The 23,742-nt window shown below is 58.8% G+C and carries 20 protein-coding genes and 2 tRNA genes; 13 read left to right on the forward strand and 9 right to left on the reverse strand.

The annotated features are described in order from the left end of the window. Positions 1-197: 197 nt before the first annotated feature. From ACA058_RS18025 to ACA058_RS18035, 3 genes are all read left to right on the forward strand, one after another. Entirely contained in the window at positions 198-1,493 is a 1,296-nt protein-coding gene (locus ACA058_RS18025; RefSeq protein ID WP_497635228.1) for a hypothetical protein, read from the forward strand. 307 nt (positions 1,494-1,800) lie between these two features. Further along, positions 1,801-1,989 (forward strand): helix-turn-helix domain-containing protein, encoded by a 189-nt coding sequence (locus ACA058_RS18030; protein WP_497635229.1) that lies wholly within the window; start codon positions 1,801-1,803, stop codon positions 1,987-1,989. 568 nt (positions 1,990-2,557) lie between these two features. Beyond that, a complete protein-coding gene (locus tag ACA058_RS18035; protein WP_497635230.1) occupies positions 2,558-2,911 on the forward strand; it encodes a hypothetical protein in 354 nt (117 codons plus the stop codon). A 96-nt stretch (positions 2,912-3,007) separates the two neighbouring features. On the opposite strand, the gene umuC is transcribed toward ACA058_RS18035, so the two are convergent. The 8 genes from umuC to ACA058_RS18075 form a co-directional block, all read right to left on the reverse strand. Continuing rightward, complete coding sequence (umuC, locus tag ACA058_RS18040; RefSeq protein WP_497635231.1) at positions 3,008-4,285, reverse strand: translesion error-prone DNA polymerase V subunit UmuC; 1,278 nt, start codon at positions 4,283-4,285, stop codon at positions 3,008-3,010. Beyond that, a complete protein-coding gene (locus ACA058_RS18045; RefSeq protein WP_497635232.1) occupies positions 4,278-4,703 on the reverse strand; it encodes a LexA family protein in 426 nt (141 codons plus the stop codon). The genes umuC and ACA058_RS18045 overlap by 8 nt, the downstream gene beginning before the upstream one ends. Positions 4,704-4,903: 200 nt before the next feature. Continuing rightward, positions 4,904-4,977, reverse strand: a tRNA-Cys gene (locus ACA058_RS18050). A gap of 45 nt (positions 4,978-5,022) precedes the next feature. Then, positions 5,023-5,098: transfer RNA gene (locus tag ACA058_RS18055), tRNA-Gly, on the reverse strand. A gap of 63 nt (positions 5,099-5,161) precedes the next feature. Further along, the gene (gene pgsA, locus ACA058_RS18060; RefSeq protein WP_150734258.1) at positions 5,162-5,722 is read right to left on the reverse strand and encodes a CDP-diacylglycerol--glycerol-3-phosphate 3-phosphatidyltransferase; all 561 of its coding nucleotides are present in this window, start codon (positions 5,720-5,722) and stop codon (positions 5,162-5,164) included. Positions 5,723-5,755: 33 nt separating this feature from the next. Next, positions 5,756-7,579: an excinuclease ABC subunit UvrC gene (uvrC, locus tag ACA058_RS18065; protein WP_497635233.1), complete on the reverse strand. Its 1,824-nt coding sequence runs from the start codon at positions 7,577-7,579 to the stop codon at positions 5,756-5,758. Positions 7,580-7,581: 2 nt separating this feature from the next. Then, entirely contained in the window at positions 7,582-8,223 is a 642-nt protein-coding gene (gacA, locus tag ACA058_RS18070; RefSeq protein WP_497635234.1) for a response regulator transcription factor GacA, read from the reverse strand. 127 nt (positions 8,224-8,350) lie between these two features. Further along, on the reverse strand, positions 8,351-8,827 hold the full coding sequence (locus ACA058_RS18075) for a GNAT family N-acetyltransferase (protein WP_497635235.1): 477 nt from the start codon (positions 8,825-8,827) through the stop codon (positions 8,351-8,353). A gap of 637 nt (positions 8,828-9,464) precedes the next feature. On the opposite strand from ACA058_RS18075, the gene ACA058_RS18080 reads away from it, so the two are divergent. Further along, positions 9,465-10,541 carry a 3-deoxy-7-phosphoheptulonate synthase gene (locus ACA058_RS18080; protein ID WP_497635237.1) on the forward strand — a complete coding sequence of 359 codons (1,077 nt, stop codon included), beginning with the start codon at positions 9,465-9,467 and terminating at the stop codon, positions 10,539-10,541. Between the two features lie 420 nt (positions 10,542-10,961). Here the strand turns inward: ACA058_RS18080 and ACA058_RS18085 are convergent, their stop codons facing one another. Beyond that, entirely contained in the window at positions 10,962-11,987 is a 1,026-nt protein-coding gene (locus tag ACA058_RS18085) for an IS110 family RNA-guided transposase (protein WP_497634895.1), read from the reverse strand. Between the two features lie 667 nt (positions 11,988-12,654). Between ACA058_RS18085 and ACA058_RS18090 the strand changes: the two genes are divergently transcribed. The 9 genes from ACA058_RS18090 (at position 12,655) to ACA058_RS18130 (ending at position 23,649) form a co-directional block, all read left to right on the forward strand. Next, entirely contained in the window at positions 12,655-13,536 is an 882-nt protein-coding gene (locus tag ACA058_RS18090; RefSeq protein WP_497635239.1) for an esterase/lipase family protein, read from the forward strand. A 106-nt stretch (positions 13,537-13,642) separates the two neighbouring features. Beyond that, positions 13,643-13,924: a peptidylprolyl isomerase gene (locus ACA058_RS18095; protein ID WP_497635240.1), complete on the forward strand. Its 282-nt coding sequence runs from the start codon at positions 13,643-13,645 to the stop codon at positions 13,922-13,924. Positions 13,925-14,059: 135 nt separating this feature from the next. Beyond that, positions 14,060-15,928, forward strand: coding sequence for an extracellular solute-binding protein (locus ACA058_RS18100; protein WP_497635241.1), 1,869 nt, complete (start codon positions 14,060-14,062; stop codon positions 15,926-15,928). After that, positions 15,928-16,998, forward strand: coding sequence for a microcin C ABC transporter permease YejB (locus tag ACA058_RS18105; protein WP_497635242.1), 1,071 nt, complete (start codon positions 15,928-15,930; stop codon positions 16,996-16,998). The genes ACA058_RS18100 and ACA058_RS18105 overlap by 1 nt, the downstream gene beginning before the upstream one ends. Next, complete coding sequence (locus ACA058_RS18110; protein ID WP_497635244.1) at positions 16,998-18,020, forward strand: ABC transporter permease; 1,023 nt, start codon at positions 16,998-17,000, stop codon at positions 18,018-18,020. The genes ACA058_RS18105 and ACA058_RS18110 overlap by 1 nt, the downstream gene beginning before the upstream one ends. A 14-nt stretch (positions 18,021-18,034) precedes the next feature. Continuing rightward, a complete protein-coding gene (locus ACA058_RS18115; protein ID WP_497635245.1) occupies positions 18,035-19,612 on the forward strand; it encodes an ABC transporter ATP-binding protein in 1,578 nt (525 codons plus the stop codon). A 162-nt stretch (positions 19,613-19,774) separates the two neighbouring features. Beyond that, positions 19,775-21,190 carry a sigma-54 interaction domain-containing protein gene (locus tag ACA058_RS18120; RefSeq protein WP_497635246.1) on the forward strand — a complete coding sequence of 472 codons (1,416 nt, stop codon included), beginning with the start codon at positions 19,775-19,777 and terminating at the stop codon, positions 21,188-21,190. 286 nt (positions 21,191-21,476) lie between these two features. After that, positions 21,477-22,868: a GntP family permease gene (locus ACA058_RS18125; RefSeq protein WP_497635247.1), complete on the forward strand. Its 1,392-nt coding sequence runs from the start codon at positions 21,477-21,479 to the stop codon at positions 22,866-22,868. Between the two features lie 7 nt (positions 22,869-22,875). Then, positions 22,876-23,649: a 3-hydroxybutyrate dehydrogenase gene (locus tag ACA058_RS18130; RefSeq protein WP_497635249.1), complete on the forward strand. Its 774-nt coding sequence runs from the start codon at positions 22,876-22,878 to the stop codon at positions 23,647-23,649. Positions 23,650-23,742: the final 93 nt, after the last annotated feature.

Consider the following 23,742-nt stretch of genomic DNA (forward strand, 5'->3'; position numbering starts at 1 on the left):
GCCGAACCCAGCTCAAAACAACCTCATCTTTTAACTGCCATGTACAGCGCATCTCAGCTCTCGACTGCTCCCAACTAACTTAGTTAGCGACAACATATTAAAAAATATTGAAACACCCCTTGCACCACCACTTGCTCCAATTTAATACTATAGACATCAAGGGTGTGAGAGCCCAAAATTAAAGAGAGAACTCAATCATGATCAAGTATTCAACCCAAACATCAGCAGCTACCGGCTATGTATCAGCACAAACAGCCGACACATTGAATGTCCTGTTCGCGAAACACTTTAAAGTACCCACAGTTTTGGCTGAGAAAACGAATGCCACGACGTTCGTACCGGCCACTTTTCGTTTACCTACCCGCAGCGATGCAAACGTCATCTCGTCGTCGGTCATTATTTTCGACATCGATCAAAAGCTCGGCCAAGGCTATGACGACGACATGATCGCCCTGGAAGAGATCGAAGACGCCCTGCTTGACCTCGACCTAGAGCACTTCCTCTATACAAGCCACAGCCACACTCTCGTCGCCCCGCGCTTCCGCATTGTCATCGCCGCATCAAGGCCATTCCTTCCCGAGGAGCACAACACCATCTGCGCAGCTATGCTGGAGGCCTTGGACGACTTCCTCGATGGTCGCGTACTCCGCGCAATCGATCCGTGCTGGAGGGTGCCATCGCAGTGCTATTACGTGTACACGACCCACCCGGATCGCCATAACCACGCCATCAGCTTTTATAACCCCGGCCAACCTGCCGACATCGACGACCTCAAACTCCATCAATCAACTTACGGCCTGGAAGTCGAATACAAGCCTGGCGCCTCGCGCAAAGCAACAGGTGCGACAGGCGCCCGTGGGCGGTCATATGAATTAAATAGAATCATTGGCGGCATGATTAGCTCGTCCACCGAACAAGAAATAGCGAAACGCATATTCGAGGTGGACAACACCAACCACGCTGGCAACGAATACTTCCGCGACATGCAATATCCCCGCAACCGTCCACGTCCAGGCGAATCCCAAGAAGCAGCTGCATGGCGCTCATGCCAAATATTTGCAAAGTCCCACATCAACTCGATTAAAAGGAAGTTCAAAAAGCAATTCGATACTACAATTGTCGTCAAAAAATCAGACTCAAAAGAGGCCATGCCAACTCACGACGCCATAATTATGTTCAAATCTTTCAATGCCAAGCCGACCAAAACAGGCGGTGAAACTATCCTGATGGAACTGCAAGTAATGTCGGGTGAACATGCAGGCCGTCATTTTTGGCACAGGGTTTACGGCGCTGGCAATAGTCAGATGGCCATCCAGATCAGCAATACCATTATCAAAAAGATCTCGAAAGCCACCAACACCGAAATCGAAAGCCTCAAAGACCTAATCAAGGCTGAGGGGGAAACAGTATTAGCCCGCATCAAACATAAACCCGGCACCAACGGCTTTGCAGCACAAAACGAGATCGGTGATCTGCACTTAAATACAATCTAATTTGATAATAAAAGCACCGCAACAGCAACACTTACAATATTTATATGTTATAATTAGTTGTGTTCAGGGTTTACCTCCTTTTTCCCTGAGCACAAGGCTTCGGCCACGGCCCTGACAGGCTCTCACTCTCTCCTGTCGGGGCTTTTTTTTGCCCATTTAACGGTATGCGCTTGACATACCCATTGAAAATATGTTGCATCCGCGCCTTGACGGCAGTTTTTCGACAATTTAACGTATATTGACAGATCAGGGAGTGACCCGGTCTGGCACGTAAACCGTTGATTTTTTTTGAAAAAAGGAATGTTGCATGAGCGAGTACATCAATCCTGAGCAGGCTGCTGACATCCTCGGCGTCAAAGCAGACACCCTGCGTTTTTGGCGGTATACCGGCAAGCACATGGAACAAATCCCGGCTTACAAGAGCATCAGCCGCCGTGTTTTTTACAAGCGCGAAGACGTTGTGCGGTTTTCACAGAACATGTATTGCCCAGCGTAATGCTCCTGCGCCACCCGGCTTGACCTGACCCACCAGCGACACAAGAGCACGACGCTCGACAGAGGCCCTGGCACGACGCCAAAGGCCCGCTAAGAACCCAGCCCAGCGACTGGGTTTTTTATTGCCCGGCGAAAGCCAGAGTGCCAGCTTGGGAGCCGAGAAGCGGTCATAAAAATATTTCGTGGAAAGTGAAAATAAATTCGGTGAGAGCTGAGATGAGAGAGTGAAGGCAGTCGATGGCTATCGAATTTTTGAGCCCCAGCTCCCAAATAGCTCCCAAGGATAAAAAGCAGTGTTGCCTGGATGGCCAGATTTTTTAGGCAGAAAGTTGCTGAGAGCCAGCGTCTACGGGGTGTTCAGAGGGGTATGGGAAAAGAGGAAGGATTGCGAGGGGTGTTGACAGTCAGATGCTTTTAAGTCCCATGCGTCTACCAGTTTCGCCATTCGGGCGGTAGCGCGGTGAAGCAGAGGGGGGAATATATACATCCCGCCCGAGTGAAGCAAGTTTGCGATGGTGTTTTTCGAACACTGGATCGAGCTGGTCGCGAAAAAAAAAGCGCCTTAAATCATGGATCTACGGTTCTTTTTTACAGCATCGGGCAAGATCGATAGCGAACCTGCGCGAACTGCATTGCGAAAACGACCTCAAACTGCCTGTCCCCGCACCGGAAAAAGCCAATGGCGTGGTGAAATAAAGAAGTGCTCTTTGAAGGGTCTTTCATCAAGTTCCTGGGTCCAGGCCTCTTCACGGGGAACCGCCAATACCGCGATCAATCAAGGCGAGATCACGACCACAGGGAACCGCTCGGAATGCCTGTTCACCAGCGGCAGCGGTGGTACGTTCATCAATGAAAGAGGCGCAACGATCACTACCAGTGGCGTGGCCGCATACGGGATAAATAGCTTCAGCGCTACGAGGTAATCGAGAAGGAATTATTGCATTCGCCCCCCTCCCGCACAGCAGGCCTCAATCGAATTGTGAGCTTACTCAAGCAACCGGCAAGCCCAAACTACCTGATCAAATACATGACACCTTCCAAAGCTGGTCCAGCTTCGTGGTGTAGCTCTGGCTCATCATCTCCCGGCGCATGCCCCAATCGGGATTGGTCGGCACACTGGCGGCTCGAAGAGTCCCCCTTCCCCACCTTCCGTTGATCTGATCCAGCACCGTCATGACGCGGCTGGCCTCGGCCGGTTGCGAGGTGGCGAATAAATCATCCGTATACTCGCCTGGCTGGCACAGGTTCAGCAGCATGACCTCAGCTTTGCTGTAGGCGAATCCGGGGCGGAATACTCGATCAAGCGCGTCGACAGCCGTCCTGGTCAGCAGACGCAGGTCATCTGTTGGATACGGCAGATCCACCACCACACCGTTCGCGTATTTGGCTTCCTCGGGATTGAACATGCCGGTACGGATACTGACCCTGATCTTCTTGCACAGAGAATTCTGCGCCCTGAGCTTTTCCGAGGCGCGCATCATGTAGGTGGCGACGGCTTCCTTAATAGGTGCAAGCTCCCTCAGCCTCATGCCAAACATTCGGCTGCAGCAGATCTCCTGCTTCGGCGGGTCCGGCTCATCCAGCTCCAGACACGGGGTGCCCGCCAGTTCCCGGGCGGTCTTCTCGATCACCACGCTGAAGTTTTTGCGCAGCGACCAGGCATCCGCCTTGGCCAAGTCCATGGCTGACTTGATGCTTAGTGCGTTCAAGTGCATTTTCATGCGCCTGCCCACGCCCCACACTTCACCCACGTCGGTGTTGCGAAGTACCCAATCTCGTTTTACCGGGTCGCAAATATTCACGACGCCGCCAGTCTGGGCCTGCAACCTTTTAGCCGTGTGGTTGGCCAACTTGGCCAAAGTCTTGGTGGGGGCGATACCAACGCCGACCGGGATACCCGTGCACCGCAGCACCTGGCTGCGAATCCGTCGACCGAGAACGTCCAGCCCTTCGATACCGGACAGGTCGGCAAAAGCCTCATCGATGCTATACACCTCGATCGCTGGCACCATCGACTCGATCAGCGTCATCACCCGTTCGCTCATATCGCCATACAGGGCATAGTTCGACGAGAAGGCGACGATGCCCTGCTGTCGAAGTGTGTTCTTTATCTGGAAATACGGCTCACCCATTTTCACGAAAGGCTTTGCGTCGTAGCTGCGCGCGATGACGCAGCCATCGTTATTCGAGAGGACGACGATCGGCACCTTGGCCAGGTCCGGGCGAAACACCCGCTCGCAACTGGCATAAAAGCTGTTGCAATCGATAAGACCGTAGACCGGCGCTGGCTTAGACATGGCTGCGCACACTGCCCGTGATCACACCCCAGATCGACAGTTCGTCACTTTCCAGAACATACCTCGGGGGGTATTTGGGGTTCTCCGACAGCAGGATCACGTCCTTGCCGCGAATGCACAGGCGCTTGCAGACCGGATCGTTGTTCAGCAATGCAACGACGATATGGCCATGGGCTGGTTCAAGCGAGCGGTCCACTACCGCCAGATCACCTTCAAAAATTCCCGCCCCTTGCATGCTCTCCCCGGTGATCGATACCAGGTAGACGTGCGGTGCGCGGATGTTCAGCACCTCATCCAGAGAGATGTGCGCCTCGATGTGATCCGCTGCTGGCGATGGAAAACCTGCCGGCACTTGGAACAGACAAAGCGGCAGTTTCCGACCGCCCTTGCCAATAGGTCCTAAAATTGCAAAGCTCATGACGCACGACTTCCAATACTGTACGAATATACAGTTAACGTCCAGAAGGCCTTGCGGTCAATTTTTTTGTAGGAAAAATCTGATAGGTGGGTGAGTTATGAGTGGACGACTTTCGCACCGTCGAAAAATTGCGGAACACATCACTTTCCTGAAGCCAATAAAAAACCCCGCAGATCATCGATCTACGGGGTTGTTTATAGTGGAGGCCGAGGTCGGAATCGAACCGGCGTAGGCGGATTTGCAATCCGCTGCATAACCATTTTGCTACTCGGCCTCAAAACATCTGTTGTCAGTAGCGCGACATCAAATGCGTAAAACTTGGAGCGGGAAACGAGACTCGAACTCGCGACCCCGACCTTGGCAAGGTCGTGCTCTACCAACTGAGCTATTCCCGCGTCTTGGTGTGGCGCATTCTATAGAATCCAGAAGCCCCGTCAACCCCTTGATTCAAAAAAGTTTTATTTCTTTTCAACGTCGGTCTTCAGATGCGGCCAGGCAGCTCGCAAGTATTGAACCATGGACCACAATGTCAGGCCTGCAGATACCATCAGCAAGGTGTAACCCAGCAAGACCCAGAAGCTGAAGTCCGACGGATTGGCCAGAAGGATTACCAGCGCCAGCATTTGCGCGGCGGTTTTCCATTTGCCCAGGTTCGACACGGCCACGTGCGCACGGGCGCCGAGTTCGGCCATCCATTCGCGCAAGGCCGAGACCACGATCTCGCGACCGATGATCACGGCAGCCGGCAGTGTGAGCCACAGGTTGCCGTGTTCCTGTACCAGCAACACCAGGGCAACGGCGACCATCAGCTTGTCGGCCACGGGGTCGAGGAAGGCCCCGAACGGCGTACTTTGTTCCAGGCGTCGGGCCAGATACCCGTCCAGCCAGTCGGTGGCGGCGGCGAAGGCGAAGACCGAGGCTGACGCCAGGTAACTCCAGTGGTAAGGCAGGTAGAACAGCAAAATGAAGATCGGTATGAGCAGGACGCGTAGTACGGTAATCAGATTAGGGATATTCATCGGCACAACTGGCTACGAGGTGAGGGGGGCATTCTACTCGCTGTGCAGATTGGCATAAATCAACTCTGCGAGCTTTTTACTGATCCCGGGGGCTTTTGCGATCTCTTCGATGCTGGCACGAGACAGCTCCTGCAATCCACCAAAATGTTTCAGCAAATCGCGGCGACGTGTCGGCCCGACCCCGGCAACGCCTTCAAGGGTCGAGGTGCGCCGGGTTTTCCCGCGTCGCGCGCGGTGCCCGGTAATCGCAAAACGGTGGGCTTCGTCGCGAATCTGCTGGATCAGGTGCAGCGCGGGGGAATCACCGCGCAAGGTGAATTCGTGGGCGGCGTCGTTGAGGTACAGGGTTTCGAAACCGGCCTTGCGCGTCGCGCCCTTGGCCACGCCGAGCAGGATCAGGTCGGGGACCGCCAGCTCATTGAGCACGTCGCGAGCCATCGACAGCTGGCCCTTGCCGCCATCCACCAACAGGATGTCCGGCAGCTTGCCCTCCCCGTCCTTGAGCTTGCTGAAGCGCCGGGTCAGCGCCTGGTGCATGGCGGCGTAGTCATCGCCCGCCGTAACGCCTTCGATGTTGTAGCGCCGGTAATCGGACTTGATCGGGCCTTCAGGGCCAAACACCACGCACGAGGCCACGGTCGCCTCCCCGCTGGAGTGACTGATGTCATAGCACTCGAGGCGCTGGGGTGGCTCGTCCAGCTTGAGCACTTCTGCCAGGGCGTCGAAACGCGCGGCAACGTGTTGTCGGTTGGCCAGGCGCGCGCCCAGGGCCTGCTCGGCATTGGTCACCGCCAATTGCTGCCAGCGCGCACGCGTACCGCGCACCCGGTGGCTGATGGTCAGTTCGCGACCGCGCAACTCGTCAATGGCCGCGATCAGTGTCGGAAAATCTTCATGAACCACATTGACGATCAGCTCGCTCGGCAAGTCGCGTTCGGGACTGCTGATGTAGTACTGGCCGAGAAACGCCGCCATGACTTCAGACACGTCTTCTTCGATACCCACCTGGGGGAAGAAGTTCTTGCTCCCCAGCACTCGCCCGCCGCGCACACTGATCAGGTGAACACAGGCGCCGCCCGGATTGACGAACGCTGCAATCACATCGACGTCGCCCGTGCCGCCTTCCATGCTCTGTTGATCCTGAACCCGGCGCAGCAGCGAAATCTGATCGCGCAGTTCGGCGGCACGCTCGAACTCGAGGTTGATCGCCGCCTCTTCCATGGCCGCGGACAACTCGTCGCTCAACGCATTGCTGCGACCCTCGAGGAACATCACCGAGTGCCGCACATCTTCGGCATACACCTGTGGGTCGACCAGGCCGACACAAGGTGCCTTGCAGCGCTTGATCTGGTATTGCAGGCAAGGCCGCGTGCGGTTCTTGTAATAGCTGTCTTCGCACTGGCGAACGAAAAAGGTCTTCTGCAACAGGCTCAGGCTTTCGCGAATCGCTCCGGCACTCGGATAAGGACCGAAGTATTTGCCCTTGGCCTTCTTCGCCCCGCGGTGGATGCTCAAGCGCGGAAACTGGCCATCGGAGAGAAAGACATAAGGGTAGGATTTGTCGTCGCGCAGCAGGATGTTGTACGGCGGACGCCACTCCTTGATCAGCGTCTGCTCAAGCAGCAAGGCTTCGGTTTCATTGGCCGTGATGGTCGTTTCGACCTGGGCGATACGGGCTACCAGCGCTGCTGTCTTGGGGGCCAGGCCGGTTTTTCGAAAGTAGCTCGACAGGCGATTCTTGAGATTCTTGGCCTTGCCGACGTAGAGCAGGCGCGCATCGCTGTCGAACATGCGATAGACACCGGGGCGCCCGCTGACCGTCGACAGGAAGGCGCTTGGATCGAAGTTTTCAGTCATTTTCAGAGGCTGGCATCAACCATGCCGTGACGCACCGCCAACAACGTCAACTCGACATCGCTGCTGATCGAAAGCTTCTCGAAAATGCGATAACGGTAGGTGTTCACGGTTTTCGGCGACAGGCATAGCTTGTCGGAAATGATCTGGACTTTCTGGCAGCCGACGATCATCAGCGCGATCTGGATTTCCCGCTCCGACAGGGCGTCAAAAGGTGAATCGTTGGTCGGCTGGAAAGATTTGATCGCCAGTTGCTGGGCAATTTGCGGGCTGATGTAGCGCTGCCCGGCAAACACCAGGCGGATGGCCTGGACCATTTCCGGCAATCCGGCGCCCTTGGTCAGATAGCCCGCCGCACCGGCTTGCAACAGTCGCGTGGGAAACGGATCTTCCTCACACACGGTCACCGCGACGACCTTGATATCGGGATGGCTGCGCAATAGTTTACGGGTGGCTTCAAGACCGCCGATCCCGGGCATTTTGACGTCCATCAAGACCACATCGGGTTTCAACTCGCGCGCCTTGAGCAGGGACTCTTCCCCGGAATCTGCCTGGCCGACTACCTGCAGGCCATCGATGTCAGCCAGCATTCGAGTAATGCCTGTACGAACAAGATCATGGTCATCGACTACTAGCACCCTAATCAAGCAGACACCTCGCGATATGATCTTATTGGGTTGCCCGCCACCTTAGCAAAAAGCAACTGGCAGACCTAGCGCCAAGCGTTATATAAAAAGTTTCCATTCATCTTGTCGGGCCTGTCGGCAGCGTGTTTCAGCGTGGCGTAGCGGATACTTCATGCTCCATGCGCAGGAAACACTCATCCCTGCCCACCACCTTCAGGCCCTTGCGTTCGTACAAGGACCGCGCCGGATTATTTTCAAAAACCGTCAAGCGCAAGACCTGGCGCCGCTCCCTGCACGCCAGTGCCAATACCTGATCGATTGCCCAGGAACCGGCACCCTGTCCTCGAAACGCCTGGCCAACATGCAGTTCGCGGATGTACAGCGCCCGGGCATCCCGACTGAGGCTGACGAATCCCAGTCGACGCTCGCCGCGCACAATCACCCGGTTGTCACGTCCGGCCCAGGCGACATCGAACGCTTCGTCCAGCCACAACAGACCGTGCTGGATGTAATACCGCAGCATGTTGTTGCAGGTCAGGTCCCGGGCGAAATCGAGGTCGAGGTCCGTCGCCGGGCGCCAGTCAACATCCGGCAAGCCCCGGCGAACGTCGTGCAATGGCGTCATGCTTGATCCTGTGACGGTGGGTTGTTTTCAAAAAACAAGGAGTGTGTCACAACCTCACGGGCACTCAAGCGATAGAAAACGCCGTCGATGATCGATAGCATTTTCTGATTGAATCCTCGTACCGGCCTCTAGTAAGCTCGGTGCATTCATCGGAGACAGACCATGTTCAACGCCCGCCCACCGCTTCGTACCGCCAGCGCCCCGCGCTCGGTTGCGGCTGCCCGGGTGAACGACGTGTGCGCTCCGGCAAGCTTTTATTTTGGGTATTGGTTTAGCCACTGGCGCGCCTGATTCCCACACGGCGCCCACTTCAAACGGGTCGCCACCAGAGAATTTTCAACCCCCGGTCGGCCTCCCGATCGGGGGTTTTGTTTTTTTGGGCCCCGCACTAGCTCCAGACACGTTTAGCGACGTACCGCCATCAAGAGGATTTTGGAAATGAACTACGCCACTTATTACCGTCACGACAGTTTTAGCGCCTGGCGATTTACCACCCTCCGCTCGGGACAGCCTGCCGCCTCCGATCGGTCACCCACAGGTGGCAAGCACCCACACGCAGCCAATCCGGCCAATTGTCGAACACCCCAGTAGGGCCGAGCGCGCGGGAACGACCCGCCGCCGCCCAGGAAGCCTGAACATGAACTCGTCCGTCTCTGCTCTGCCACTGTCGACCCTCAACCCTGCCAACGAAGCGCTGACCCTGCGCCTGCCAAGTTCGTTGCAACTCAAACAGCAATTGCCACTGTCCAACGCCCTGGCCCGGCAAGTCGCGGCTCATCGTCAGGCGGTTCGCGCGATCCTCGACGGTGAAGACTCCCGCCTGCTGGTCATCGTCGGGCCCTGTTCGATCCACGATTCGAAATCAGCGCTCGAATACGCCGACAATCTGGCTCGCCTGGCCGTCGACGTCAGCGACCAGATGCTCCTGGTAATGCGCGCCTACGTCGAAAAACCTCGCACCACAGTCGGCTGGAAAGGCCTGGCCTACGATCCGCACCTCAATGGCAGCGATGACATGGCCGGCGGTCTGACCCTGTCCCGCGAGCTGATGCGTGAAATGCTCATGCTGGGCTTGCCGGTGGCGACTGAACTGCTGCAACCCATGGCCGCCGGCTACTTCGATGACCTGCTGAGCTGGGTGGCCATTGGCGCCCGCACCACCGAATCGCAGATCCATCGGGAGATGGCCAGCGGCCTGGGCATGCCAGTAGGCTTCAAGAACGGCACCGACGGCGGTGTCGGCGTGGCCTGTGACGCCATGCGCTCGGCCGCCCATCCACATCGCCATTTCGGTGTCGACAGCCAGGGCCATCCCGCGATCATCCAGACCCAGGGCAACGCGGACACCCACCTGGTACTGCGCGGCGGTCATCACGGCCCGAACTACGATCGCGCCAGCATTGCCCGCGTGCACGGCGACTTGACCCGACTGAAGATCCCGACCCGGATCATGGTCGACTGCAGCCACGCCAACAGCAGTAAAGATCCGCTGCGCCAACCCGCTGTGTTCAACGACGTACTGGAACAACACCTGCAGGGTGATCGCTCGCTGATCGGCATGATGATCGAAAGCCATTTGTTCGAGGGCTGCCAGCCGCTGAGCTCGTCTCTGAAATACGGCGTATCGATCACCGATGGCTGCCTGGGTTGGAGCGGGACAGAACAGCTGTTGCGCCAGGCGGCGGATCGGCTGCGGACACAGGAAAACCGCTGACAAATCCTACGCCAACCCGTCTTTTTTTTGCGCAGAGGGGTTGGCGGCCAGCAGGAGAAAATGCCTGGCCTGAAGCATAATGCTGTTCACTTAAGCATGGGGTTGTATATAAGAACTGGATTGGGGGGATATCCATTGCTGCGGTAACGGCAACTGACGGTTCCGCTTTTACATCTATGGTTACCCCCTTTTCTGCAATACTGTTTTTGATGAGTGGTTGGCTTGCTTTCATCTATCCGGCGTCTGAGTGGGGGTGTAGCCCCGCGCCTCGATGAGAATCGATGCCCGACGATCCTTATTAGCGAGACGGCCTTTCAGCCGTGTAAAAGCCCAGGGTTGTCGTCAGGCCGGTTGGCCGTTCACGTCATCAGTTATCCAGCATCGCAAAACCAGGTGGGTGATGCTCGGGTGACAGCAGGGTCAGGCGTTCATCGCGCTTGGCCCTGCATCGAATTCAGTGTGGTGTGCCGCAATCGCCCAGGCGATCCTCGCCAGCTTGTTGGCCAGCGCGCAAACCACATGGTTGGAGTGATGGTGGGCCAATAGCTGCCGGACCCAGTCCGCCAGCCAGCCTTTCTGGCGGTCCAGATACCTCACGTAAACGCGGGCACACTGGACAAGCAGGCGTCGCTGGTTGCGATCGCCGCGCTTGCTGATGCCCAGCAGTACGGTTTTGCCGCCCGTGGAATGCTGCTTGGGCACCAGCCCGATCGAGGCTGAATAGTCTCGGCCGCATTTGAACTGTTTGCCATCGCCCAATTCGGCAGCCAGGACGGTGGAGGTGATCGGACCGACACACGGCATGGTCATCAAACGAGTCGCCAGATCATCTTCAGCGGCCTGGCACTCCACATCCTTGTCCAGCGATTTGATCTCCTCGTCCAAATGCTTGAAGTGTTGATACAGCCTCGTCAGAGTGTTTTTGAAGGGCTGAGCCATTGAGCTCGCTTCAAGCAGCGCCGAAAGAGATCGAATCGATTTGAGGCTCGGGGCCAGGCTGACGCCGACCTCCAGAAGAGCGGCGTGAATACGATTGACGGCCGCAGTGCGGTCCTTGATGAACGCATCACGTGTCGAGTTGAGCATGGCCAGCGCTTGCTGGGCTTGGTTTTTGACCGGCACAAAGCGCATCGTTGGGCGAGTAGCGGCCTCGCAAATCGCTTCGGCATCAGCGAAGTCGTTTTTGTTGCTTTTCACGTAAGGGCGCACGAGATGAGGGGCAATGAGCTTGGGTATATGCCCAAGCTTGGCCACCTCCTGTGCCATGAAATGGGCGCCACCACAGGCTTCCATCACGACGGTGCAGGGTTGGAGATTCATCAGGTACTGCATGAGTGCCGACCGGGTGAATTTTTTGCGGCAAACTTCATGACCACGATCATCCTGCGCATGCAGGTGAAAAGTGTGTTTTCCCAAATCGATGGCGGCGATAGATATTTCGTTCATGGCAACAGTCTCCGGTGAGCCCCCTGCGAAAGCTTAGTGGGCGATCGCAGGGGGCGGCGGGGGTAGCCATTTCATTAGCGGGTCACTTTTGAAAGAGCCGGAATGCCGGCCCAGCCAAAAGTAACCAAAAGGCTCTTGCCCCACCACTCGGTGCCTCGCTGTGGCTCGGCATGCCGTAACGAAGGCATTGCTCCGTGGGTCGCCGCGATGGGCCATCCCTGGCCCAGCGCGGCGGGCCCTGTAGGAGCGAGCATGCTCGCGAAAAACCTGAGTGCACCACGGGGTGTCAGGCTCCCCGCGTCATCGTTGACCTCCATCGCGAGCATGCTCGCTCCTACAGGCTTTTCCAAGTGACCTGTAAGAGCGAAACCGCCAGTGGCCGTTACCACAGCAACGGATATACACCCAATCCAAATATGCACCTGCAGCCCTTGACCTAAAGTGAACAGCATTACTGCCTGAAGCAGGCCTTTGCCCATCCACCCTCAAGCCCCGCGCAAAAGACCTGCGCAGTTTAAGACCAAGGCCACATCCACCTCCGCGTATTCGTACCGTGCCTATGCCGTTTTCCCCAGGCCACAGCGGCTATTTCATGCATCGCTGCGGCGTTGGAGTCTTTAGAGTGAGGTCGAAGTCACTTTCTTGAACCCTGGAAAAAGGAATGAACATGCAACGGAATGCAAAGACTCATTATCCAATCCTGCTGGTGCACGGGCTTTTCGGCTTCGAGCGGATCGGCAGCGTGCACCTCTTCCACGACGTCAAGCAGGCCCTGCGGTGCGCCGGGGCGAGCGTGTTCGTCCCGCATGTATCTGCCACCCACAGCAACGAAGTCCGCGGCGAACAGCTTCTGGCGCAGATCCAGCGGGTACTGCAGGGCACAGGCGTCCACAAGGTCAATCTGATCGGCCACAGCCAAGGCGCGTTGACCGCACGTTATGCCGCCGCGACAGCGCCAGGCAAGGTTGCCTCGGTGACGTCCGTCAGCGGACCGAACCACGGGTCGGAACTGGCCGACTTGCTGCGCAAGGCGCTGACACCCGGCGAACTGCCGGAAACGGTGGCCGAAACCGTTGCCACCCTGTTCGCCGACCTACTGTCGTTGCTCAGTGGCAACCGTCGGATGCCGCAAAATGCCGTCGCCGCGTTGAACGCCTTGACCACGCAAGGCGTGGGCGCATTCAACCAGAAGTACCCTCAAGGCTTGCCGCAGATCTGGGGTGGCAAGGGTCGCGAACAGGTCAATGGTGTCCGCTACTATTCCTGGAGTGGCATCCTGCAGGGACAGCGGCGGGATGAAGGACTTGACGCACTTGATCCGTTCCATGGCCTACTGCGGGCGCTGTCACGTTATTTCACCACTGAGCCCTTGCAGAACGATGGCTTGGTCGGCCGCTACAGTTCCCATCTGGGTACCATCATCCGCTCAGACTATCCGCTGGACCATCTGGGCACCCTTCGCCCGTCAGCCGGTCAAAGTGCAAAGCGCATCGACCCGATCGATCTCTATGTGCAGCATGCCGAGCGCTTGAAAAAAGCCGGTCTTTGACCCAAGCCTGCCGTCCAGACCGCTGGCAACGGAACTTTGAGGAGAAATAGCCCACTGAATCCGGTAGGCTCAGCATTTTACCGTACATTGAATGGAGAGTTTTCCCATGGCCAAAGCCACTGCCCGTCACATCCTTGTTGCCAGCGAAGCCAAGTGCAACGAACTGAAGGCCCAAATCGAGGCTGGCGCAGACTTCGCCGAAGTCGCCAAATCCAACTCCACGTGCCCTTCCAGCCGCCAGGGTGGTGACCTGGGCTCGTTCGGCCCGGGCCAGATGGTCAAAGAGTTCGACACCGTGGTCTTCAGCGCACCGCTCAACGTGGTGCAAGGTCCGGTCAAGACCCAGTTCGGCTATCACCTGCTGGAAGTGACCAGCCGCCAGGACTGATAGACCCCTGGATTGGCTGTGCAACGGCCCGCCTTCCGGTGGGCCGTCGTGTTTCAGATACGTAATACGGCTGGCGAGGGACGCGCCGCTAGCGTACAAATTGTGGTTAACGACCACCCGGCTCTAAGGCTGACAATGCGACTGGCTTTCCCGACTTTATTGTTCACTGCCGTAGCCCTGCTCCTGGGCGCCGCCGGTGTGAATGCCGCACCGCAACATGCGTTGACCGTATACGGCGAGCCCGCCAAGTACCCTGCCGGCTTCAGCCATTTTGCCTATACCAACCCGCAAGCTCCCAAGGGCGGGACGATGCGGCGTTCGGCGATCGAGATCGGGCATTTCGATCACGTCCTGCCTTATATAGACAAGGGCATCGGCGTGACGCAGATCGATGGCCTGCTCTACTCCCCCCTGGCGCAGCGCTCGCTGGACGAGCCTTACACCGTGTACGGTCTGGTGGCGCAGAAAATGGAGCGCTCCGACGATGGTCTGTCCTTGCGTTTCTACCTCAACCCCAAGGCGCAATTTGCCGATGGCAAGCCAATCACTGCCCAGGACGTGCGCTACACCTTCGATCTGTTGATGACCCAGGGCAGCCTGCGCTATCGCACGCAGTTCGCCGACGTCAAAGGTGTAGAAATCGAATCGCCATTGACCGTGCGCTTCGACTTCAAGAACAACGAAAATCGTACCCTGCCGCTGGACATCGCGACTTTGCCGGTGTTTCCCGAACACTGGTGGAAGACCCGTGATTTTGCCAATGGCGGTGGTTACGAACCGCCCCTGGGCAGCGGACCGTACAAGGTCGGCAAGGTCGATTCGGGGCGCAGCATCACCTTCGAGCGCGACCCCGACTGGTGGGGCAAGGACCTGCCGGTCAGCCGAGGCCTGTACAACTTCGACCGTTTCAGCATCGAGTACTTCGGCGATACCGATGTCGCGCGCCAGGTATTGCGCGGCGGCGCCTACGACTACAACCGCGAATTTTCCGCCACCGGCTACTCCATCGGCTACGACAGCCCGGCCCTGAGCGACGGTCGCCTGCAAAAGGCCCACCTGGCCACCGAAGCGCCACAATCGGCCCAGGGCTTCGTGTTCAATCTGCAAAAGCCGATGTTCCAGGACCGCCGGGTGCGGCAGGCGCTGGCGATGCTCTGGGACTTCGAATGGAGCAACCGGCAGATGATGCGCAACCTGTACATCCGCCAGCAGAGCTACTTTTCCAATACCGACCTCGCGGCCCGGCAGTTACCGGATGCCGGTGAGCTGGCGATTCTGGAACCCTTGCGTGGACAGGTTCCCGATGAAGTCTTCAGCCAAGTGTTCGAACCACCGAAAACCGATGGCAGCGGGTTGATTCGTGACAAGCAGTTGCAAGCCCTGGACCTGCTCGAACAGGCCGGCTGGAAACCCCAAGGCGATCAACTGGTGAACGCCGACGGCGAGCCACTGAGCTTCACCTTCCTGGTCAGCCAGAACGGCATGGACCGCTTGCTCCTGCCCTACAAGCGCACCCTGAAACAGATCGGCATCGACCTGAACATCCGCCGCATCGATTCGTCGCAGTACGTCAATCGCCTGATGAGCCGCGACTACGACATGATTGTCACCGGCTACCCGGTCACCACCTCTCCCGGGGGCGAACTGATCAACTACTTCGGCTCGGCCTCGGCCCTTGATCCCGGCGCCAACAACTACATGGTTTTGCAGAACCCGGCGGTGGACACCCTGATCAACGGCCTGATACGCGCCAACACCCAGGCCGACATGCTGCACTATGCCCATGCGCTCGACCGGGTGCTGCAATGGAACTATTACTGGATTCCCAACTATTACCCGCCAGGCACCTCTACCGTGTGGTGGAATCGCTTTGGCATACCGAACGTGCAGGCGAGCAATGACGAAGCCATCGAGAGTTGGTGGGAAATGAGCACCACGCCGCTGACCAACCAGCAAATGACCGCCGAGCGAATCCGTCGTGGCAGACCCGGAGGACCGCATTGATGTGGGCTTATATCGTGCGGCGCCTGCTGCTGATCATCCCGACACTGGTGATCATTCTTTTGGTCAACTTCGTTATCGTCCAGGCCGCACCGGGTGGCCCGGTGGAACAGGCCATCGCGCATTTGCAGGGCATTGGCGGGGGCAGCATCGGTGGCGGCGTCGGTGGCAGCTCGAGCGAGACCATGGGCCATTCCCGGGCCAGCCGCGGTCTCGATCCGCAGTTGATCAAGGACATCGAAAAGCAATACGGCTTCGACAACCCAGCACCGCAACGCCTGTGGCTGATGCTCACCAGTTACGCGCGCCTGGACTTCGGCAAAAGCTTCTTTCGCGGCGCCACCGTCACCGACCTGATCCTGGAAAAAATGCCGGTCACCATTTCCCTCGGGCTCTGGGCGACGCTGATCACCTACCTGGTGTCGATTCCCCTGGGGATCCGCAAGGCGGTGCACCACGGCAGCCATTTCGACGTCTGGAGCAGTACCGCGATCATCATCGGCTATGCCATGCCGGCCTTCCTGTTCGCCATGTTCCTGATCGTGATGTTCGCCGGCGGCACCTCACTGAACTGGTTCCCGGTACGCGGGCTGGTCTCGGACAATTTCGAGTCGCTGTCGCCCCTGGGCAAGGTCGCCGATTACTTCTGGCACCTGGTACTGCCGGTGACCTCGCTGGTGATTGGCGGTTTCGCGACCCTGACCATCCTGACCAAAAACTCGTTCCTCAACGAAATCACCCGTCAGTACGTGGTCACCGCCCGCGCCAAGGGCCTGAGCGAACGCCGGGTGCTGTACGGCCACGTGTTCCGCAACGCCATGTTGCTGGTGGTGTCGGGGATTCCCCAGGCCTTCATCAGCGTGTTTTTTGCAGGTTCCCTGCTGATCGAAGTGATTTTCTCCCTCGATGGCCTGGGTCGCATGAGCTACGAAGCGGCCGTGTCACGGGACTACCCGGTGGTGTTCGGTTCGCTGTTCATCTTCACGCTGTTCGGCCTCCTGATAAAACTCGTCGGCGACCTGTGCTACACCCTGGTCGATCCGCGAATCGACTTCGCCGCGAGGAACGCCTGATGTTGAAGCTTTCGCCATTGGGCCGACGTCGCTTCGAGCGATTCAAGAAAAATCGCCGCGGCTGGTGGTCGCTGTGGTTGTTCGTCGGACTGTTCCTGCTGACCCTGGGTGGCGAGCTGATCGCCAATGACAAACCGCTGATCGTCAGTTACCAGGGTTCGTTGTACTTCCCGGCGCTCAAGCGCTACACCGAGCAGGAATTCGGCGGACAACTGCCGTTCCAGGCCGACTACCGCAGCGATTATGTACAGAACCTGATCAAGAAGGACGGTGGCTGGCTGCTGTTCCCGCCGATCCCCTTCAGCGATGACACACCGAACTATGACCTGAACAAACCCGCCCCGAGCCCGCCTTCGAATGTGAACTGGCTCGGCACCGACGACCAGGCGCGGGACGTGTTGGCGCGGGTGATTTTCGGTGCGCGGGTATCAATCCTGTTTGCCTTGATGCTGACCTTCGTCAGCGCGCTGATCGGCATCGCCGCAGGCGCCCTGCAAGGCTATTACGGCGGCTGGGTCGACTTGCTCGGTCAGCGGCTGCTGGAGGTCTGGTCCGGGTTGCCGGTGCTGTACCTGCTGATCATCCTCTCGGGGTTCGTCGAGCCGAATTTCTGGTGGTTGCTGGGGATCATGGCGCTGTTTTCCTGGCTGGCCCTGGTGGACGTGGTGCGCGCCGAATTCCTGCGCGGGCGCAATCTGGAATACGTCAAGGCCGCCCGCGCCCTGGGCCTCACTGACCGCAAGGTCATCGTGCGGCATATTCTGCCCAATGCCATGAACGCGACCTTGAGTTACCTGCCATTCATTCTGACCGGAGCCATCTCGACCCTGACGGCGCTGGACTTCCTCGGTTTCGGTATGCCGGCCGGCAGTGCGTCCCTGGGCGAACTGATCGGTCAGGGCAAACAAAACCTGCAGGCGCCGTGGCTGGGTCTGACGGCGTTTTTCACCCTGGCGTTGATTCTTTCTCTACTGGTGTTCATCGGCGAAGCATTGCGCGACGCTTTTGACCCTCGTTCGTGAAGCGGACTGTTGATATGAGCAACCTGATCGAAATCCGTGACCTCAGCGTCGCCTTCAACGGCCAGACCGTGGTGCGCGACCTGTGCCTGGACATCCGCCCCGGCGAATGCCTGGCGCTGGTGGGCGAGTCGGGTTCGGGCAAGTCGGTGACGGCCCACTCGATCCTGCAATTGCTGCCCGAATGCGGCACCGAAACGACCGGTAGCATCCGTTATCGCGGCCAGGAACTGGTGGGTGCCGATGCGCGCAAATTGCGCGAACTGCGGGGCAATCGCATAGCGATGATCTTCCAGGAGCCGATGACCTCCCTGAACCCGTTGCACAGCATCGAGAAGCAGATTGGCGAAACCTTGCTGGTGCACAAGGGCCTGGCCGGCAAAGCGGCGCAAGCGCGGATTCTCGAGTTGCTGCACCTGGTGGGTATCCAGAAGCCCAAGGAGCGGCTCAAGGCCTATCCCCATCAGTTATCCGGCGGCCAGCGCCAGCGGGTGATGATCGCCATGGCCCTGGCCTGCGAGCCGCAATTGTTGATCGCCGATGAACCGACCACCGCGCTGGACGTGACGGTGCAACGCAAGATCCTGCTGCTGCTCAAGTCGCTGCAGCAGCGACTGGGCATGTCGCTGCTGCTGATCAGCCACGATCTCAATCTGGTGCGCAGCATTGCCCAGCGCGTCTGCGTGATGAAAGCCGGGGAAATAGTCGAGCAAGCCACCTGCGAGACGATGTTCACCGCACCGAAACACCCTTACAGCTGCGTGCTGCTCAACGCCGAGCCGGAAGGCGAAGCCCTGCCCCGGGACGAACGGGAAAAAGTTTTGGAAGTGCACGACCTGCGGGTGCAATTTGTCGTCGGTGGCGGACTGTTCCAACGCAAGACTTACCTCAAGGCCGTGGACGGCATCAGCCTGAGCATCCAGCGCGGCAAGACCCTGGGCATCGTCGGTGAATCGGGTTCCGGCAAGTCCACGCTCGGCCAGGCGATCCTGCGCCTGCTGGACTCCGAGGGCGGTATTCGCTTCCAGGGCCAGGCGCTCGATGGCCTGACGCAGAAGCAGTTGCGTCCGTGGCGCAAGAAAATGCAGGTGGTGTTCCAGGACCCGTTTGGCAGTCTCAGCCCGCGCATGTCCGTGGCGCAGATCATCAGCGAAGGCCTGGAGGTGCATAGCCAGTTGAGCAGCGAGCAATGCAACGCCGAGGTGATCCGGGCGCTGCAGGAAGTCGGGCTGGACCCACAAAGCCGGCACCGCTACCCCCACGAGTTCTCCGGTGGCCAGCGCCAGCGCATCGCCATCGCCCGGGCGCTGGTGTTGAAACCAGCGCTGATCCTGCTGGACGAACCGACTTCGGCGCTGGATCGCACCGTGCAAAAGCAGGTGGTCGCCCTGCTGCGTCAGCTTCAGGAAAAGCATGGGCTGACCTACCTGTTCATCAGCCATGACCTGGCGGTGGTGCGCGCCCTGGCCCACGACATGATCGTGATCAAGGACGGCAAGGTGGTCGAAAGCGGTGCCAGTCACGACGTGTTCGATTCGCCGCAGCATCCGTACACCAAAGAGCTGTTGGCGGCGGCGCATGTGGGGCAGGCATAATCCGGCTACTGGCTATTGACCGAGTCGCCGCCATCGCGGGCAAGCCTTGCTCCTACAGGTATGTGTTTGCCTCCGAATGTTGGTTCGACACAAAAGCTGTAGGAGCAAGGCTTGCCCGCGATGGCGCCAGAACAGACACCACACATTCCGGAAATGAAATCGATGAACACCACCGAAAGCCTCAAGGACTACCAGCGCGTACGCCTGCTGGCGATCCGCTCGCTGTTCGAGATCATCGAGCAGTCAAGTGAAGGCACGGTGATCGTCGACCGTGACGCCAACATCGTCTGGATGAACGAGCGCTATGCCAAGCGTTTCGGCCTGCCATCGGCTGAAGGAGCGATTGGCAAGGCCTGCGAAAGCGTCATCCCCGGCAGCCTGTTGCGCGAAGTGGTGCGCACCGGCCGACCGATTCTGCTCGACATGCAGGACACCCCCAAGGAGCCGCTGGTGGTCATGCGCCTGCCGATTCACGACGATGCCGGCGAGGTGATCGGTGCCATCGGCTTTGCCCTGTTCGACGAGCTGCGCAGCCTGTCGCCGATGCTCAAGCGCTACATGAGCATGCAGCAAGAGCTTGCTTCCACGCGCTCACTGCTGCGGGCGCGGCAGACCAAGTACAACTTCGCCCACTTCATCGGCACCAGCGCCGCCAGCCTGGAAGTCAAGCGCCGTGCCCGGCGCAGCGCCAGCACCGACTCGCCGGTGTTGCTGCTCGGTGAAACCGGCACCGGCAAGGAATTGCTGGCACAGGCGATCCACAATGCATCGCCGCGAGCACACAAGGCGTTTGTCAGCATCAACAGTGCGGCGATCCCCGAAGCACTGCTTGAAGCCGAATTCTTCGGCACAGCCCCTGGCGCCTATACCGGCGCCGACCGCAAAGGCCGCGCCGGCAAACTGCAGATCGCCCAGGGCGGTACGCTGTTCCTCGATGAAATCGGCGACATGCCATTGCCGCTGCAAAGCAAATTACTGCGGGTGCTGCAGGAAAAGGAATTCGAACCGGTCGGCTCCAACGAGGTGATCCAAAGCGATGTGCGAGTGATCGCCGCGACCTCGACCGACCTGGAAGCGGCGATCAAGCGTGGCGAGTTTCGCGCCGACCTGTACTACCGCCTCAACGTCCTGCCGATCCAGGTTCCACCGCTGCGCGAGCGTCTCGACGACCTGCCCGCCCTCAGTGAAGCGATCCTTGAAGAATTGCGCAGCCAGCACGAACTGCACAGCGAAGCGCTGGCGCTTCTGGGTCAACACGCCTGGCCGGGGAATATTCGTGAACTGCGCAATGTGCTGGAGCGGGCGGCATTGCTCAGTGACGACCTGCGGCTGACGGTGGCGGATATCCGTGCTGCGATCGGGACTTTTACCCCGGTTGCGCGCGTGGCGCCGTTGCGTGTCGAAGCGGTGGAGCATGAGACGTTCACTGCCGCGCGCGAGCGCTTTGATCGGCAATTGATTGAAGCTGCCCTGGCGCAATGCGGGGGCAAGGTGATTGAAGCGGCGGCGCGATTGGGGCTGGGGCGGTCTACTTTGTACAAGAAGATGGTGGCGTTGGGGATAGCAGAGTCTCAATAAAGAGACATAGATCTCCATTGTTAGACAGTCCTTCGCGAGCAGGCTCGCTCCCACATTGGACCGCGTTATCCCCGGCAACTCGATCTACTGTGGGAGCGAGCCTGCTCGCGAAGAGGCCCCACCATCACCGGAAGTCTCCAAATAGAGACAAACGATTTAGAACCGCCTAAGCCCATAATAATATTTCTTTATATTTCAACACCTTAACTATCTGGCACGAAACTCGCTATAGCCCCTCCCCACAAAAGATCCACCCTTAGAAAAATAACAATCCAGGAGACACACCATGAGTGTGATCATTGCCTTGGCAGCCCTCACGCTGCTGATGCTGGCTGCCTACCGTGGCTACAGCGTTATCCTTTTTGCCCCGATTGCCGCCCTCGGCGCCGTCCTGCTCACCGATCCTTCTGCCGTCGCCCCTGCCTTCACCGGGGTGTTCATGGAAAAAATGGTCGGTTTCATCAAACTGTATTTCCCGGTGTTCCTGCTGGGCGCGGTGTTCGGCAAACTCATCGAGTTGTCCGGCTTCTCGCGCTCCATCGTCGCGGCAGCCATTCGCTTGCTCGGCACCCGCCAGGCGATGCTGGTGATCGTGCTGGTCTGCGCCCTGCTGACGTACGGCGGCGTCTCGCTGTTCGTGGTGGTGTTCGCGGTCTATCCGTTTGCCGCGGAAATGTTCCGCCAGAGCAACATCCCCAAACGCCTGATCCCGGCGACCATCGCCCTCGGCGCCTTTTCGTTCACCATGGACGCCCTGCCCGGCACCCCGCAGATTCAGAACATCATCCCCAGTACCTTCTTCAACACCACCGCCTGGGCCGCGCCATGGCTGGGCCTGATCGGCGCGATCTTCGTGGTCTGCGCCGGCATGCTGTTTCTTCAGCGCCAGCGCAATAAGGCGCAGCACGCCGGTGAAGGGTATGGCACCGATTTGCGCAACGAGCCGGAAACCGCTGTCGACATCAAACTGCCCAACCCGTGGATCGCCGTGTCACCGCTGCTGGCCGTCGGCATCATGAACCTGCTGTTCACCCAGTGGATTCCCCAGTGGTACGGCAAAACCCACAGCCTCGCGCTGCCGGGCATGGCCGCGCCGGTGACCACCGACATCGCCAAGCTCACCGCGATCTGGGCCGTTCAAGCTGCTCTGCTGGTCGGCATCATCATGGTGCTGGTGTTCGGCTTCCAGGCGATTCGCGGCAAACTCGCCGAAGGCAGTAGAAGTGCGGTCAGCGGTTCGTTGCTGGCGGCGATGAACACCGCGTCGGAGTACGGCTTTGGTGCGGTGATCGCCTCCTTGCCGGGTTTCCTGGTATTGGCCGATTGGCTCAAGAGCATTCCCAATCCGCTGGTCAACGAAGCGATTACCGTGACCCTGCTGGCCGGCATCACAGGCTCTGCGTCGGGCGGCATGAGCATTGCGCTGGCGGCCATGGCCAATGACTTCATCGCAGCCGCCCACGCCGCCAACATCCCGTTGGAAGTCCTGCACCGGGTAGCCGCCATGGCCAGTGGTGGCATGGACACCCTGCCGCACAACGGCGCGGTGATTACCTTGCTGGCGGTGACAGGCCTGACCCACCGCGAAGCCTACAAAGACATTTTCTGTATTACGCTGATCAAGACCCTGGCGGTTTTCGTAGTGATCGGCACTTTCTACGCCACTGGCATTGTGTGAGGTATTGATGACGACTCTTTCGGGCAAGACCGCACTGGTTACCGGTTCCACCAGCGGCATCGGCCTGGGCATCGCCCTGAGCTTGGCCAAGGCTGGCGCCAATCTGATCCTCAACGGTTTTGGCGATGCATCCAAAGTGATTGCCGAGGTAGAACAGTTCGGCGGCAAGGTTGGCCATCATCCGGCCGATGTGAGCGACCCCGCTCAAATCGCCGACATGATCGCCTACGCCGAGCGGGAATTCGGCGGGGTCGACATTCTGGTGAACAACGCTGGCATCCAGCACGTGGCACCGGTGGACGAGTTCCCGGTGGAACGCTGGGACTCGATCATTGCCATCAACCTGTCATCGGTGTTTCACAGCACCCGCCTGAGCCTGCCGGGCATGCGCGCCAAGGGCTGGGGCCGGGTGATCAACATCGCCTCGGTGCATGGCCTGGTGGGTTCGACGGGCAAGGCCGCTTATGTCGCCGCCAAGCACGGCGTGATCGGGCTGACCAAAGTGGTCGCCCTGGAAACGGCCACCAGCAACATCACTTGCAACGCGATTTGCCCGGGTTGGGTGTTAACGCCGCTGGTGCAGAAGCAGATCGACGATCGCACCGCCACCGGCATCGACCCACAGCAGGCGCAGCATGACCTGCTGGCCGAGAAACAGCCGTCGCTGGAGTTCGTAACGCCGCCGCAGCTCGGTGAACTGGTGCTGTTCCTGTGCAGCGAGGCTGGCACGCAGGTGCGTGGCGCGGCGTGGAATATTGATGGTGGGTGGTTGGCGCAATAACCTGCAAATGATCGTTCCCACGCTCTGCGTGGGAATGCAGCCCGGGACGCTCTGCGTCCCAAGAGCCGAACGCGGAGCGTCCGTTGAGGCATT

The organism is Pseudomonas sp. LBUM1649 (genome assembly GCF_059716155.1).

Coding starts and splice junctions, on each gene's coding strand:
- ACA058_RS18025 (WP_497635228.1), top strand. CDS start 198: ATGATCAAGTATTCAACCCAAACATCAGCAGCTACCGGCTATGTATCA.
- ACA058_RS18030 (WP_497635229.1), top strand. CDS start 1,801: ATGAGCGAGTACATCAATCCTGAGCAGGCTGCTGACATCCTCGGCGTC.
- ACA058_RS18035 (WP_497635230.1), top strand. CDS start 2,558: ATGGATCTACGGTTCTTTTTTACAGCATCGGGCAAGATCGATAGCGAA.
- umuC (WP_497635231.1), bottom strand. CDS start 4,285: ATGTCTAAGCCAGCGCCGGTCTACGGTCTTATCGATTGCAACAGCTTT.
- ACA058_RS18045 (WP_497635232.1), bottom strand. CDS start 4,703: ATGAGCTTTGCAATTTTAGGACCTATTGGCAAGGGCGGTCGGAAACTG.
- pgsA (WP_150734258.1), bottom strand. CDS start 5,722: ATGAATATCCCTAATCTGATTACCGTACTACGCGTCCTGCTCATACCG.
- uvrC (WP_497635233.1), bottom strand. CDS start 7,579: ATGACTGAAAACTTCGATCCAAGCGCCTTCCTGTCGACGGTCAGCGGG.
- ACA058_RS18075 (WP_497635235.1), bottom strand. CDS start 8,827: ATGACGCCATTGCACGACGTTCGCCGGGGCTTGCCGGATGTTGACTGG.
- ACA058_RS18080 (WP_497635237.1), top strand. CDS start 9,465: ATGAACTCGTCCGTCTCTGCTCTGCCACTGTCGACCCTCAACCCTGCC.
- ACA058_RS18085 (WP_497634895.1), bottom strand. CDS start 11,987: ATGAACGAAATATCTATCGCCGCCATCGATTTGGGAAAACACACTTTT.
- ACA058_RS18090 (WP_497635239.1), top strand. CDS start 12,655: ATGCAACGGAATGCAAAGACTCATTATCCAATCCTGCTGGTGCACGGG.
- ACA058_RS18095 (WP_497635240.1), top strand. CDS start 13,643: ATGGCCAAAGCCACTGCCCGTCACATCCTTGTTGCCAGCGAAGCCAAG.
- ACA058_RS18100 (WP_497635241.1), top strand. CDS start 14,060: ATGCGACTGGCTTTCCCGACTTTATTGTTCACTGCCGTAGCCCTGCTC.
- ACA058_RS18105 (WP_497635242.1), top strand. CDS start 15,928: ATGTGGGCTTATATCGTGCGGCGCCTGCTGCTGATCATCCCGACACTG.
- ACA058_RS18110 (WP_497635244.1), top strand. CDS start 16,998: ATGTTGAAGCTTTCGCCATTGGGCCGACGTCGCTTCGAGCGATTCAAG.
- ACA058_RS18115 (WP_497635245.1), top strand. CDS start 18,035: ATGAGCAACCTGATCGAAATCCGTGACCTCAGCGTCGCCTTCAACGGC.
- ACA058_RS18120 (WP_497635246.1), top strand. CDS start 19,775: ATGAACACCACCGAAAGCCTCAAGGACTACCAGCGCGTACGCCTGCTG.
- ACA058_RS18125 (WP_497635247.1), top strand. CDS start 21,477: ATGAGTGTGATCATTGCCTTGGCAGCCCTCACGCTGCTGATGCTGGCT.
- ACA058_RS18130 (WP_497635249.1), top strand. CDS start 22,876: ATGACGACTCTTTCGGGCAAGACCGCACTGGTTACCGGTTCCACCAGC.